This window comes from Agromyces sp. NPDC055661 (genome assembly GCF_053618135.1).
The window spans coordinates 2,840,505-2,853,829 of record NZ_JBSHHC010000001.1; the positions used below are offsets into that span (position 1 = coordinate 2,840,505).

The 13,325-nt window shown below is 71.3% G+C and carries 13 protein-coding genes; 7 read left to right on the forward strand and 6 right to left on the reverse strand.

The genetic code is table 11. The features are described from left to right. The first annotated feature begins 204 nt into the window (after nt 1-204). From ACWGO8_RS13165 to groL, 3 genes are all read left to right on the forward strand, one after another. Nucleotides 205-405 carry a cold-shock protein gene (locus ACWGO8_RS13165; RefSeq protein ID WP_376954195.1) on the forward strand — a complete coding sequence of 67 codons (201 nt, stop codon included), beginning with the start codon at nt 205-207 and terminating at the stop codon, nt 403-405. A 162-nt stretch (nt 406-567) separates the two neighbouring features. Then, on the forward strand, nt 568-1,626 hold the full coding sequence (locus ACWGO8_RS13170) for a DUF3048 domain-containing protein (RefSeq protein ID WP_452043446.1): 1,059 nt from the start codon (nt 568-570) through the stop codon (nt 1,624-1,626). A 201-nt stretch (nt 1,627-1,827) separates the two neighbouring features. Then, complete coding sequence (gene groL, locus ACWGO8_RS13175) at nt 1,828-3,447, forward strand: chaperonin GroEL (RefSeq protein ID WP_452043447.1); 1,620 nt, start codon at nt 1,828-1,830, stop codon at nt 3,445-3,447. Between the two features lie 101 nt (nt 3,448-3,548). Here groL and ACWGO8_RS13180 read toward each other — a convergent pair whose 3' ends face one another. From ACWGO8_RS13180 to ACWGO8_RS13195, 4 genes are all read right to left on the reverse strand, one after another. Next, the gene (locus ACWGO8_RS13180) at nt 3,549-3,839 is read right to left on the reverse strand and encodes a WXG100 family type VII secretion target (RefSeq protein WP_452043448.1); all 291 of its coding nucleotides are present in this window, start codon (nt 3,837-3,839) and stop codon (nt 3,549-3,551) included. Nucleotides 3,840-4,003: 164 nt separating this feature from the next. After that, nucleotides 4,004-5,872: an ATP-binding protein gene (locus ACWGO8_RS13185; RefSeq protein WP_452043449.1), complete on the reverse strand. Its 1,869-nt coding sequence runs from the start codon at nt 5,870-5,872 to the stop codon at nt 4,004-4,006. A 31-nt stretch (nt 5,873-5,903) separates the two neighbouring features. After that, nucleotides 5,904-6,596, reverse strand: a complete 693-nt coding sequence (locus ACWGO8_RS13190; protein WP_148733976.1) for a response regulator transcription factor — start codon at nt 6,594-6,596, stop codon at nt 5,904-5,906. Nucleotides 6,597-6,637: 41 nt separating this feature from the next. Further along, a complete protein-coding gene (locus ACWGO8_RS13195) occupies nt 6,638-7,318 on the reverse strand; it encodes a helix-turn-helix transcriptional regulator (RefSeq protein ID WP_452043450.1) in 681 nt (226 codons plus the stop codon). A 120-nt stretch (nt 7,319-7,438) separates the two neighbouring features. Here ACWGO8_RS13195 and folE point away from each other — a divergent pair, with 120 nt between their 5' ends. The 4 genes from folE to ACWGO8_RS13215 are packed head-to-tail and all read left to right on the forward strand — an operon-like array spanning nt 7,439 to nt 10,974. Next, nucleotides 7,439-8,077: a GTP cyclohydrolase I gene (folE, locus tag ACWGO8_RS13200; protein WP_452043451.1), complete on the forward strand. Its 639-nt coding sequence runs from the start codon at nt 7,439-7,441 to the stop codon at nt 8,075-8,077. Then, nucleotides 8,074-9,321: an NAD(P)/FAD-dependent oxidoreductase gene (locus ACWGO8_RS13205; protein WP_452043452.1), complete on the forward strand. Its 1,248-nt coding sequence runs from the start codon at nt 8,074-8,076 to the stop codon at nt 9,319-9,321. The genes folE and ACWGO8_RS13205 overlap by 4 nt, the downstream gene beginning before the upstream one ends. A gap of 22 nt (nt 9,322-9,343) precedes the next feature. Further along, entirely contained in the window at nt 9,344-10,264 is a 921-nt protein-coding gene (folP, locus tag ACWGO8_RS13210) for a dihydropteroate synthase (RefSeq protein ID WP_452043453.1), read from the forward strand. After that, nucleotides 10,261-10,974 (forward strand): pyrimidine reductase family protein, encoded by a 714-nt coding sequence (locus ACWGO8_RS13215; protein ID WP_452043454.1) that lies wholly within the window; start codon nt 10,261-10,263, stop codon nt 10,972-10,974. Before folP ends, ACWGO8_RS13215 begins: the two co-directional genes overlap by 4 nt. Before the next feature lie 2 nt (nt 10,975-10,976). Here the strand turns inward: ACWGO8_RS13215 and ACWGO8_RS13220 are convergent, their stop codons facing one another. After that, nucleotides 10,977-11,573 (reverse strand): dihydrofolate reductase family protein, encoded by a 597-nt coding sequence (locus tag ACWGO8_RS13220; protein ID WP_452043455.1) that lies wholly within the window; start codon nt 11,571-11,573, stop codon nt 10,977-10,979. Nucleotides 11,574-11,643: 70 nt separating this feature from the next. Next, nucleotides 11,644-13,284, reverse strand: coding sequence for a DNA repair helicase XPB (locus tag ACWGO8_RS13225; protein WP_452043456.1), 1,641 nt, complete (start codon nt 13,282-13,284; stop codon nt 11,644-11,646). Nucleotides 13,285-13,325: the final 41 nt, after the last annotated feature.

Genomic DNA, 13,325 nt, shown 5'->3' on the forward strand with positions numbered 1-13,325 from the left:
CGACCGAATCGTTGCCATTCTGCGACATTTCCTTGCGTCCGGCCTCTTGTGCCGCGACGTCACGTCGTTAGTATCTGGAATTGGTCGCTCTATCCCGTGTGAAACGCCCGGTGCCGAACGAGGTGCCTCGTCAGCACGAACGAGGGGGCCCGGTACAGGCGACAGGCACGTGCTGATCGACACACGGCAACATGGGAGCAACGCATGGCGAACGGAACCGTCAAGTGGTTCAACGCTGAAAAGGGATACGGGTTCATCACGGTCGACGGGGGCCAGGACGTGTTCGTCCACTACTCCGCGATCGACATGGCGGGCTACAAGGTCCTCGAAGAGGGCCAGCAGGTCGTCTTCGAGGTCGGCACGGGCGCCAAGGGCCCGCAGGCCGAGGCCGTCCGCCCGGCCTGATCCCCACGAGCTTGAACGCGCCGCCGGTTCGCCGGCGGCGCGTTCGTGCATTCGTGGGCGGATGCCGCGCGCATCCGTGTGCCCGGTTCTGGGGGTGCGCGGGGCCCATCGATCGGTGCGCCGGACCTCCCGGGGGTACTCCCGCGTGATTAGCATGGCGCCATGGCACGGCGTGCCCGCCCGGTCCTGGGGCGCAGGGGTGTGCCGCTGGTCGCGATCGCGGCATCGGCACTGCTCCTCTGCGCCTGCGACGCGGGGTCCGTCGACCTGATCCTGCCGACTCCGACGCCCACGCATGAGGCACGTCCCGCGGCCGACGCCGTGCCGATCGGGATCGCCTTCGCCCCGCTGCGCGGAACGCCCGCGGATGCCGCGGCGATGCGGCATCCGTCGCTCGCGGTGAAGATCGACAACCACTGGGACGCCCGCCCGCAGATCGCGCTGAACCGCACCGACCTCGTGTACGAGGAGCTCGTCGAGGGCGGGCTGACCAGGTACCTCGCGGTCTGGCACTCCGACGTGCCCGACGTGGTGGGCCCGGTGCGCTCGGTGCGCCCGATGGACCCCCTCATCGCGAGCCCGCTCGGCGGGATCATCGCGTATTCGGGAGGGCAGCAGTACTTCGTCGACCTCATGCACGCGACGCCGCTGCTCAACCTCGTCGGCGACGAGGACGACGGGACGTACTTCGATCGCGCCGACGATCGGGAGATTCCGCACGACATGATCCTCGCGGCGGCCGCCGCCGTCGCCGCGAACGCCGGGCTCGCCCCGCCGCCCGTGCAGTTCGCGTACGGCACCGCCGATCCGCTCGCCGCGCCCGCGCTCACTGCGACGCCGACGTCGCGCATCGAGCTGGTGTTCTCGGAGTCCAGCAGTCCGTCGTGGGAGTGGGATCCGACGACGTACGCGTGGCTCCGCATGCAGGACGGTACCCCCGACCTCGAGGCGTCGGGTGACCGCATCCGGGCGACGAATGTCGTCACGCTGCGCGTCGCGATCGAGTGGCCGTATGAAGAGGTGCCGCTCACGGCGCTCACGGGCGCCGGGGAGGCCTGGGTGTCGGCAGGCGGGCGCACGGCGCACGGCACGTGGACGAAGCCCGACGCCGGCGCGCCGATCACGCTCACGGCCGACGACGGCTCGACGCTCCGGCTCGCGCCGGGCAACACCTGGATCGAGCTCGTTCCGAACGAGGGCTCCGCGGCGTTCGCGCCCTGATCGATCACGGATGCCGCGAGGCCGCGTCCCGGGGCCGCTCGAGCCGTCGCGCCCTCGGCGAACACGGGCGCGACGGCGCCCGCGGCATCCGCGCTCGCTTGCACTCGCGACGGTCGAGTGCCAGAATCGTCTTAGCACTCACTCGATTTGAGTGCTAACCAACGAATCTTTGAGACGTCCGAGAAGGGACGAGAGACACACATGGCAAAGATCATTGCTTTCAACGAGGAGGCCCGCCGCGGGCTCGAGCGTGGACTCAACCAGCTCGCCGACGCGGTCAAGGTGACCCTCGGCCCGCGCGGTCGCAACGTCGTGCTCGAGAAGAAGTGGGGTGCCCCCACCATCACGAACGACGGCGTGTCGATCGCCAAGGAGATCGAGCTCGACGACCCGTACGAGAAGATCGGCGCCGAGCTCGTCAAGGAGGTCGCCAAGAAGACCGACGACGTCGCCGGTGACGGCACCACCACGTCGGTCGTGCTCGCCCAGGCGCTCGTGCGCGAGGGCCTCCGCAACGTCGCCGCCGGCGCCGACCCCATCTCGCTCAAGCGCGGCATCGAGAAGGCCGTCGCGGCCGTCTCCGAGGAACTGCTCAACGCCGCCAAGGAGGTCGAGACCAAGGAGGAGATCGCCGCGACCGCGTCGATCTCGGCCGCAGACCCGCAGATCGGCGAGATCATCGCCGAGGCGATCGACAAGGTCGGCAAGGAGGGCGTCGTCACCGTCGAGGAGTCGAACACCTTCGGCACCGAGCTCGAGCTCACCGAGGGCATGCGCTTCGACAAGGGCTACCTGTCGGCGTACTTCGTCACCGACCCCGAGCGCCAGGAGGCGGTCTTCGAGGACCCGTACATCCTCATCGTCAACGGCAAGGTCTCGAACATCAAGGACCTGCTGCCCATCGTCGACAAGGTGATCCAGACCGGCAAGCAGCTGCTCATCATCGCCGAGGACGTCGACGGCGAGGCGCTCGCGACGCTCATCGTCAACAAGATCCGCGGCATCTTCAAGTCGGTCGCCGTCAAGGCCCCCGGCTTCGGCGACCGTCGCAAGGCGCAGCTCCAGGACATCGCGATCCTCACCGGCGGCCAGGTCATCTCCGAGGAGGTCGGCCTCAAGCTCGAGAACGTCACCCTCGACCTGCTCGGCCAGGCTCGCAAGGTCGTCATCACCAAGGACGAGACCACCATCGTCGAGGGCGCGGGCGACCCCGAGGCCATCGCCGGCCGCGTGGCGCAGATCCGCTCGGAGATCGAGAACACCGACTCCGACTACGACCGTGAGAAGCTCCAGGAGCGCCTCGCGAAGCTCGCCGGCGGCGTGGCCGTCATCAAGGCGGGTGCCGCGACCGAGGTCGAGCTCAAGGAGCGCAAGCACCGCATCGAGGACGCCGTTCGCAACGCGAAGGCGGCCGTCGAGGAGGGCATCGTCGCCGGTGGTGGCGTCGCCCTCATCCAGGCCGGCCAGAAGGCGTTCGCGAACCTCGAGCTCGTGGGCGACGAGGCGACCGGTGCCAACATCGTCAAGGTGGCCATCGAGGCGCCGCTCAAGCAGATCGCCCTCAACGCGGGCCTCGAGCCGGGCGTCGTCGCGGCGCGCGTCGCGGAGCTCCCGGCGGGTCACGGCCTCAACGCCGCGACCGGCGAGTACGGCGACCTCGTCGCGCAGGGCATCATCGACCCCGCCAAGGTGACGCGCTCGGCGCTGCAGAACGCGGCGTCGATCGCCGGCCTCTTCCTGACGACCGAGGCCGTCGTCGCCGACAAGCCCGAGAAGAACCCGGCTCCGGTCGGCGACCCGACGGGCGGCATGGACTTCTAGTCCGCACACCTCAGGGCCTCGTGCCCGAACGCGATGGGCGTCTCCTCCGGGAGGCGCCCATCGTCGTGTTCGGGGATGAGTCCCCGCGACGCCGTCGCGCGCTACCGCAGGAACAGTCGCGCGTTCGCCTGCTCGGCCTCCGCGTACTGCGTCGCCGCCACGCCGAGGGCATGGCTGAGCTGGGCGAGGCTCTGCTCGACGTGCAGCTGCGTCGTGCGCCAGTCGGCGACCGCGCCCTGGAAGGCCGTGGCGGCCTGGCCGGTCCACGACGACTGCAGGCCGGTGAGCTGCGCGACGAGCGAGCCCACCTCCGACTGGATGCGGCCGATGGTGCCCTGCACCGAGTGGGTGGCGGCGGACACCTGCGCGGCGTCGACGTGGTAGGTGGTCATCGTGGTCCCTTCATCGGTGGGTGGGACCCCACGGTAGGTCGACGCCTCGTGGCCCGATCTCACGCCGAGGACGTGCGGTGCGCGGCATCCGCTCGACCGACGATGTCGAGGACGAGTGACCCGACGCCGCACGCGAACGCGGCGGTCGACGCGACGCCGGGCGCTCAGGCCGACGTGACCGACTGCGGCGCCGCCGACGAGCCCGCGAGCGGCAGCGACACACGGAACGTCGCGCCGCCGCCCGGCGTCTCCACGACGTCGACCGAGCCGTTGTGCGCCGCGATGATCGACGACACGATCGCGAGCCCGAGGCCCGACCCGCCGGTCTCGCGCGTGCGCGACGTGTCGGCGCGCCAGAAGCGCTGGAAGATCTTCTCGCGGATCTGCGACGGGATGCCCTCGCCGTGGTCGACGACCTCGATCATGGCGCGCTCCGCCGCGTCGTCGACCGACACCCGGATCTCGATCGGGCTGTCGTCGGTCGTGAACCGGATCGCGTTCGCCATCAGGTTCGTGATGACCTGGCGGATCTTGTTCTCCTCGGCGAGCACCACTGCGCGTCGCACGGGCGCGATGACCGTGCCGTCGGTCACGGTCGTCGCGGGCAGCGACTCGTCGCCCTGCGGCTCGACGCTCGGGTAGGTCGTGATGCGGGCGTCGGCGCTCGACGAGGTGCGAGCCCGGGCCGACTGGCTGCGACGCGATCCGGATGCCCCGGCGCCCGCGCGCTGGCCCGCCCCGCGTCGTGCTGTGCCCGACGTCGGCGACTCGCCGCCGCCGCGGGGCCGCCGTCCGCGCAGCCGCGCCAGGGTGGCGCCCGCGAAGGAGATCGCGCCCGCCGCCGGACGGTCGGGCTCCAGCTCGACCTCGAGCTCTGGGGTCGCCTGGCCCGCGGCATCCGCGCCGCCGAGCTCTTCGGGTGCGATCACGGTGACCGTTCGGCCGGGGTTCGCGGCCATGGCGTCGAGCGCTGCGTCGCGGGCGAGCGGCACGAGGTCGACCTCGGCGAGCTCGAGCGGCTTCGCCTCGTCGAGCCGGGCGAGGGCCAGGAGGTCCTCGACGAGGCCGCCCATGCGGATGGCCTCCTTCTCGATGCGGTCCATGGCCTGCGCGACCTCGTCGGGCGTCTGGAGCGCGCCCATGCGATAGAGCTCGGCGTAGCCGCGCACCGAGACGAGCGGCGTTCGCAGTTCGTGCGAGGCGTCGCCGACGAACCGGCGCATCTGCTCGATGGTGCGCGCGCGGTCGCGGAACGCCCGGTCGATGCGGTTGAGCATGGTGTTGAGCGAGCGGTTCAGGCGCCCGACCTCGGTGTTCGGGGTGGCGCCGCCGAGGCGCTGGCCGAAGTCGCCGTCGGCGATGGCCGCGGCCGTGCGCTCGACCTCGCGCAGCGGCGTGAACGTCGAGGTCACGAGCATGCGCGTGAGCAGGGCGCCGACGAGCACCACGCCGAGGCCGAAGCCGAGGAAGATCGTGAGGTACACGGCGAGCAGCCGCTCGGTGTCCTTCGACGAGATCGCGATGATGATCGGCGCGTAGTTGCCGTGCTGGTCGGCCGTCATGAGCGCGCTCACCGCGCGGAAGGTGGGCTGGCCGCTCTCGTCCTCGAGTTGGTAGACGGTGTACTTGCCGCTCTGGCTGCGCTCGTTCGTGACGTTGACCTCGGCGACCGTGAGGCTCGACGGGATCTCGGGGTAGGACCCGCTGCCGCGCTGCTCCCAGTTGTGGTCGTAGAGCTTCGCGGTGATCGGGTCGTAGATCGCGACGAACACGTCGTCGGACGACGCGAACGAGAGGTCGTCGAGGTTCGCCTTCGCGCCGGGCATGTTCTGGCCCTCGAAGTACTTGTCGAGGCTGCCCGCGGCGATGGTGTCGAGCTTGGACGCCATCTGGTCCTCGACGTAGGAGCGCAGCATGGCCGCGGTCCCGATGCCCGAGACGAGCAGTCCGAGGGTCAGCATCAGCACCGTCACCCCGGTGATCTTGGTGCGCAGCGAGATGCGGTTCCACCGCTCGGAAATCGTCTGATGCATGGCGGGCCGAGTCTAGGCGGCGAAGCCTGAGTCAGGGCTTGGAGGACTTCAGCATGTACCCGAATCCTCGCTTCGTCTGGATGAGCGGCTCGCTGGAGTGCTGGTCGAGCTTGCGGCGCAGGTAGGAGATGTAGCTCTCCACGATGCCGGCGTCGCCGTTGAAGTCGTACTCCCAGACGTGGTCGAGGATCTGGGCCTTCGACAGCACGCGGTTGGGGTTGAGCATGAGGTAGCGCAGGAGCTTGAACTCGGTGGGGGAGAGCTCGACGGGCACGTCGCCGACGAGGACCTCGTGCGTGTCCTGGTCCATCGTGAGCTCGCCGGTGCGGATGACCGCGTCCTCCTCGGCGTGCATCGTGCGGCGCAGGATCGCCTTGATGCGCGCGACGATCTCGTCGAGGCTGAACGGCTTGGTGACGTAGTCGTCGCCGCCGACCGTGAGGCCGGTGATCTTGTCCTCGGTGTCGTCCTTCGCGGTGAGGAAGAGGATCGGCGCCGTGTACCCGGCCGACCGCAGGCGCTTGGTCACGCCGAAGCCGTTCATGTCGGGCAGCATCACGTCGAGGATGATGAGGTCGGGCTCCTCCTCGAGGACTGCGCTGATGGTCTGCGCGCCATTGCCCACGGCGCGCACCGCGAACCCGGCGAACCTGAGGCTCGTCGTGAGGAGGTCGCGGATGTTGGGCTCGTCATCGACGATGAGAATGCGGGGTCCATCACTCATGACCCTCATTCTCTTGAAGTTCGCTGTGATTCGTCTGAGAGTCAGTTGGGCGAATCGAATGACCCGGCGATGCGCAGGCAGCAGCCGCCGGCGCCCGGGTCGAGCTGCACTCGATCGGATGCCGCGCCGACCTCGTCGGCCATGGCGCACACGAGCGCGTGGTTGAGATCGCAGACGACGCCCGGATGCTGCTGCGCCAGCTTGTGGAACGGGCACGTGCCGAGCACGGTGTCGTCGCCCTCGGCGCGCGGCTCGAAGCCCTCGCGCAGGAGCGCTCCCTCGAGGTCCGCCGCTCCGGCCGCGAGCCGATGCCCCGCGCGGCTCGCGGCGTCGTGCAGCGCGGCCTTCGGAGAGGCGCCCGCAGCGGCGTGCTCGATCGCCTCGGCCATCACGCCGCCCGCGACCGCGTAGAGGCGGCGGGGCACGCTCAGCGCGAACTCGGAGTCGCCGCGGCGATACAGCTTCGCGGGGCGCCCGGCGCCGGGGCCCGACCGTCCGTTGACGCGCCGGAACTCCACGGCCAGGAGGCCGGCCGCGGCGAGGCGCTCGAGGTGGAACGCCGCCGTCGAACGGGCGAGGTCGAGCTCCTGCGCGACCGCCTCGCGGGTCACGCCGTCGTCGTGCTCGACGACGGCGGCGTAGACGCGCCGCCGCAGGGGGTCGGCCAGCAGGGCGGCGGCCGACCAGCGGCCGCCGGCTTCAGGTCCGCCGTCGGATGCCATGCCCGTCACTCTACTCTAAAAACAGGATCCGTTGACAGAATTCCGAGCCCGACCTAGCGTCGATCGCACAGGGTGTCGAGGGCGCGTGGCCGAGGTGGACGCGCCAGGAGGAGGTGCGGGATGAGCCCCGAGGGAACGCCGGCGGTCGTGTCGCTGCACGCCGTCACCGACGACGAGGAGGCGCGGCCGGTCATCGACCGCGACCGTGCGCGGGCCGCCGTGGCGGACCTGCTCGTCGCGCTCGGGCAGGACCTCCACTCGCCGCACCTCGCGGAGACGCCGCGCCGCGCCGCCGACGCGCTCATCGAGCTCCTCACGCCCGAGCCGTTCCGCGCGACGACGTTCCCGAACGACGAGGGCTACGACGACCTCGTCGTCGTCGCGGGGATCCCGTTCCACTCGCTCTGCGAGCACCACCTGCTCCCGTTCCGCGGCGTCGCCCACATCGGATACCTGCCGGGCGACCGGCTCGTCGGCCTGTCGAAGCTCGCGCGCATCGTGGAGCAGTCCTCTCGGGCGCTCCAGGTGCAGGAGCGGATGACGCGGCAGCTCGCCGAGTGGCTCGAGGGCGAGCTCGCGCCGCGCGGCACCGGTGTCGTGCTCGAGGCCGAGCACCTCTGCATGTCGCTGCGGGGGCCACGTATCGTGGGCAGCGTGACCACGACCAGGAGCTTCACCGGGCTCCTCCGAGACGACGCACGCCTCCGCCGCGAGTTCGAGTCGCGGTGCGAGGCGGCGGGAACGGAGCGCACGCCATGAGCACCGAGCACGGCATCGTCATCGTCGGGGGCGGCCTCGCCGGGGCCCGCGCCGCCGAGGGCGCGCGAGCAGCAGGGTACGACGGGCCCGTGCGCATCGTCGCGGCAGAGGACGCCATGCCCTACATCCGTCCGCCGCTGTCGAAGGAGTTCCTCAACGGCACCGGCACGCGCGAGTCCGTCGACGTGCACCCCGCCGAGTGGTACGACGAGCACCGGGTCGAGGTGCTCCGCGGCATCCGTGCGACCTCGCTCGACCTGCCCTCGCACCGCGTGCGGCTCGACGACGGCCGCGACCTCGGCTACGACCGCCTGCTGCTCGCGACCGGCTCGGCGCCCCGGCACTGGCCGGGCGCCGGCGCCGACCTCGAGGGCGTGCACGTGCTGCGCACGATCGGCGACTCCATCGCGCTGCGCGACCTGCTCTCGCCGGGCGGACGCCGCATCGTGCTGATCGGCTCCGGCTGGATCGGCCTGGAGGTGGCCGCCGCCGCGCGCGGGTACGGCAACGAGGTCACGGTCGTCGCGCCCGAGGCGGTGCCGCTCCAGGCGGCGATCGGACCCACCGCGGGCGAGGTGTTCGCACGGCTGCACCGCGAGCACGGCGTCGACCTGCGCATGTCCACCACGGTCGACGGCATCGTCGGCGACGGCCGACGCGCGACCGGCGTCGCGCTCGAGGGCGGGGAGGTCGTGCCCGCCGACGCGGTCATCGTCGGCATCGGCGCGGTGCCGCTCACCGCGCTCGCCGAGGCGGCCGGCATCGAGGTCGACAACGGCGTGGTGACGGATGCCGCGTTCCGCACGAGCGCCGACGACGTCTACGCCGTGGGCGACGTCGCGAGCGTCTACCAGCCGTTCCTCGGCTCGCACCTGCGCACCGAGCACTGGGCCACCGCCGAGAACCAGGGGCCGGCGGCCGGACGCGCGATGGCGGGCGAGTCGATCGAGTACGACGCGCCGCCCTACTTCTACACCGACCAGTACGATCTCGGCATGGAGTACTCGGGCTACGCGCCCCTCATGACGGGCGTCGAGCCCGTGTTCCGGGGCGACGTGCCCGGGCGCGAGTTCATCGCGTTCTGGCTCGCCGACGACCGGGTCGTGGCCGGCATGAACGTCAACGTGTGGGACGTGAACGAGCAGGTGCAGGAGTTCATCCGCTCGCGTGCCCGCATCGACGTCAAGCGACTCGTCGACCCCGACGTGCCGCTCGACGTGCTGCTCCAGGAGGCCCGCGTATGAGGCGTGCCTCCGGAGCCGCGGCATGAGTCTCCCGCTCGGCTGGGTCGAGCCCGAGTACGCGCACCCCGTGCGCCGGATCGCCGGATTCGACGTCGACTTCCGGCGCACGATCGCGGTGATGGCGGTCGTGAACCGCACCCCCGACTCGTTCTACGACCGCGGCGCGACCTTCGGCCTCGACGCCGCGGTCGCCGCGGGCCGGCGTGCCGTCGAGCAGGGCGCCGCGTGGATCGACATCGGCGGCGCGAAGTTCGGACCAGGCCCGGCGATCCCCGTCGCGGAGGAGATCGACCGGGTGGTGCCGGTCGTCGAGGCGCTCGCCGGCGCGGGGGCGGCGCTCTCGGTCGACACGTTCCACGCCGAGGTCGCGGCCGCCGCGATCGCGGCGGGCGCGCACGTGATCAACGACACGACGGGCGTGCACGACCCGGCGCTCGCCGACGTCGTCGCGGCATCCGATGCGACGCTCGTCATCACGCACAGCCGGGCCGAGCCGCGGCAGTGGTTCCCGCGACCGCAGTACGACGACGTGGTCGCCGAGGTCGCGGCCTTCCTCGAGGAGCGCACCGCGCTCGCCGTGGCGCACGGCGTGCCCGAGGAGCGCATCGTGCTCGACCCGGGCCACGACCTCAACAAGAACACGCGGCACAGCCTCGAGCTGACGCGTCGCTTCGGCGAGCTCACCCGACTCGGCTTCCCGCTCGTGGCCGCCGTCTCGAACAAGGACTTCATCGGCGAGTCGCTCGACCGGCCGCGCGAGGAGCGGCTCGCGGGCTCGCTCGCGGCGGCGGTGTTCAGCGTCGCCCAGGGCGCGCGCATCCTGCGCATGCACAACGTGCCCGAGTCGGTCGACGCGGCGCGCATGGTCGAGGCGATCATGGGATGGCGCGAGCCCGCGCGCCTGCAGCACAACGTGGTCGACGGACCGAACGAGGAGTCATGAGCGCACCGACGCGGGAGCAGTTGCTCGAGGCCTACGCGATCGACGACCGCGCGACGCCACGGGTGCGGATGAACTTCGTGATGAGCCTCGACGGCGCCGTGACGCTCGAGGGCCGCAGTGGCGGGCTCGGCGACGAGCACGACCGGCTCGCGATGCAGGTGCTGCGCACCCTCGCCGACGTGGTGTTGATCGGCGCCGGCACGGTGCGCGTCGAGGGCTACGGCGGGCTGCAGGTCGGCGAGGCGGATGCCGCGTGGCGGCGTGCGCACGGCCTCCCCGCGCAGCCCAGGGTCGGCGTGGTCTCGGCGCGGCTCGGCCTGTCGCCCGAGCATCCGTTCTTCGCGGATGCCGTGGAACGCCCGATCGTCGTGACCAACGCCGCCGCGCCCGCGGACCGGCGTGAGGCCCTCGCCGAGGTGGCCGACGTGATCGTGGCCGGCGAGGCATCCGTCGACGTGCGCGGGATGGTCGACGCGCTCGCCGACGCCGGGATGCCGCAGGTGCTGTGCGAGGGCGGCCCGCACCTGTTCGGCTCGCTCATCGAGGCCGACCGGGTCGACGAGCTGTGCCTGAGCCTCAGCCCGAAGCTCGTGGCGGGCGAGGCCGGACGGATCGTCCGCGGCGCGCCCGAGGTCGACCGGTCGATGCGGCTCGTGCACGCGATCCCGGCCGGCGACCTGCTGCTGCTGCGGTATTCGCGCTCGCGCTGAGGTCAACGCACCGGACGGTAGACGAGGTGCGTCACGAGCGACGTGCCGCGCGCCGACACCTGCTCGAACCGCTGCCGCGGCACGCCCTCGAAGAGGCGCTCGCCGGCGCCGAGGATGACCGGGGTCACGTGCACGCGGAGCTCGTCGATGATGCCGGCGGCGAGGAACTGGTTCACGGTCGATGCGCCCCCGGCGACGGCGACGTTGCGGTGGCCCGCCGCGGCGCGTGCCCGCTCGAGCGCCGCGGGGACGCCGTCGGTCACGAAGTGGAACGTGGTGCCGCCGTCCATCGCGACGGGCTCGCGATCGCGGTGGGCGAGCACGAACACGGGCCCGTGGTAGGGCGGGTCGTCGCCCCACCAGCCCTTCCAGTCGAGGTCCCACTCGCCGCGGTCGGGCCCGAACATGTTGCGGCCCATGATGAACGCGCCGGCGTCGACGATGGCGTCGACCTCGGCCTGGTTCTCGTCGGCCCCGTCGAACATCCAGGCGTGGAGCCACGTCTCGTCGATGTCGCCGAGCGGCTGCTCGAGGCTCTGGTCGGTGCCGGCGGAATAGCCGTCCATGGAGACGGAGATGTCGCACGTGACGATGGACATGGGGTTCCTCCTCGAACGGTCCGCGATCCACAACTGGTGCGAGCCTACGAGGAACCCCCGACGACGGCGATCAGGCCGCGATGGCGTGCGCGTCGAGGATCGTGTAGCTGTAGCCCTGCTCGGCGAGGAACCGCTGGCGGTTCTGCGCGAAGTCCTGGTCGACGGTGTCGCGGGCGACGAGCGTGTAGAAGTTCGCGGAGAGGCCCGACTCCTTCGGGCGCAGCAGGCGGCCGAGGCGCTGGGCCTCCTCCTGTCGCGAGCCGAACGATCCCGACACCTGGATGGCGACCGTCGCCTCGGGGAGGTCGACCGAGAAGTTCGCGACCTTCGACACCACCAGCACGGGCGTGCGCCCGTCGCGGAACTCCTGGAACAGGCGCTCGCGCTCGTCGACCGGCGTCGCGCCGGTGAGCTGCGGGGCGTCGAGCGCCTCGGCGAGCTCGTCGATCTGGTCGAGGTACTGGCCGATCACGAGGATGCGCTCGCCCTCGTGGCGTGCCACGAGCTGCCGGACCACGTCGAGCTTCGCGGGCGCGGTGGCGGCGAGCCGGTAGCGCTCGTCGTCGGCGGATGCCGCGTACGCGAGCCGCTCGGACTGCGGCAGGTCGATGCGCACCTCGTAGCAGGCCGCGGGAGAGATGAAGCCCTGGGCCTCGATCTCCTTCCACGGGGCGTCGAACCGCTTTGGACCGATGAGCGAGAAGACGTCGCCCTCGCGGCCGTCCTCGCGCACGAGCGTCGCGGTGAGGCCGAGCCGGCGGCGGGCCTGGAGCTCGGCGGTCAGCTTGAACACCGGTGCCGGCAGCAGGTGCACCTCGTCGTAGATCACGAGGCCCCAGTCGAGCGCGTCGAGCAGCGCGAGGTGGGCGTACTCGCCCTTCCGCTTCGCGGTGAGGATCTGGTACGTCGCGATCGTGACGGGCTTGACCTCCTTCACCTGCCCCGAGTACTCGCCGATCTCGTCGGCGGTGAGGCTCGTGCGCTTGAGGAGCTCGTCGCGCCACTGCCTCGCCGAGACGGTGTTCGTCACGAGGATGAGGGTCGTGGTCTTGGCGGTCGCCATCGCGCCCGCGCCGACGAGGGTCTTGCCCGCGCCGCAGGGGAGGACGACGACGCCCGAGCCGCCGTCGAAGAAGTTGTCGACGGCCTTCTGCTGGTAGTCGCGCAGGTGCCAGCCGTCCTGGTCGAGGTCGATCTCGTGCGGGGTGCCCGGCGTGTAGCCGGCGAGGTCCTCGGCGGGCCAGCCGAGCTTGACGAGCTCCTGCTTGAGCTGGCCGCGCGCCCACGCCTCCACGAGGAAGCTCTGGTCGTCGAGGCGCTCGGTGAGGAGGGGCGCGATCCGCTTCGCGTTCGCGATCTCGGTGAGCACCGCCAGGTCGTCGCTGTGCAGGCGCAGGGCGCCGTCCTCGGTGCGGTCGACGACGAGCCGACCGTAGCGCGCGACGGTCTCGCGCATGTCGACGGACACCGTCTGCGGCACCGGGAACTTCGCGTAGCGCTCGAGCGTGCCGAGCATGTCGTCGGCGTCGTGTCCGGCCGCCCGTGCGTTCCACAGGCCGAGCCGCGTGATGCGGTAGGTGTGGACGTGCTCGGGTGCGCGCTCGAGCTCGGCGAAGACCGCGAGGTCGTGCCGGGCGTCCTCGGCGAGGGGATGCGCGACCTCGAGGAGCACGGTCCGGTCGCTCTGCACGATGAGGGGGCCGTCTGACATAACCGTCGAGTCTACGCCTGCTTCATGAAGGCACGGCCGTC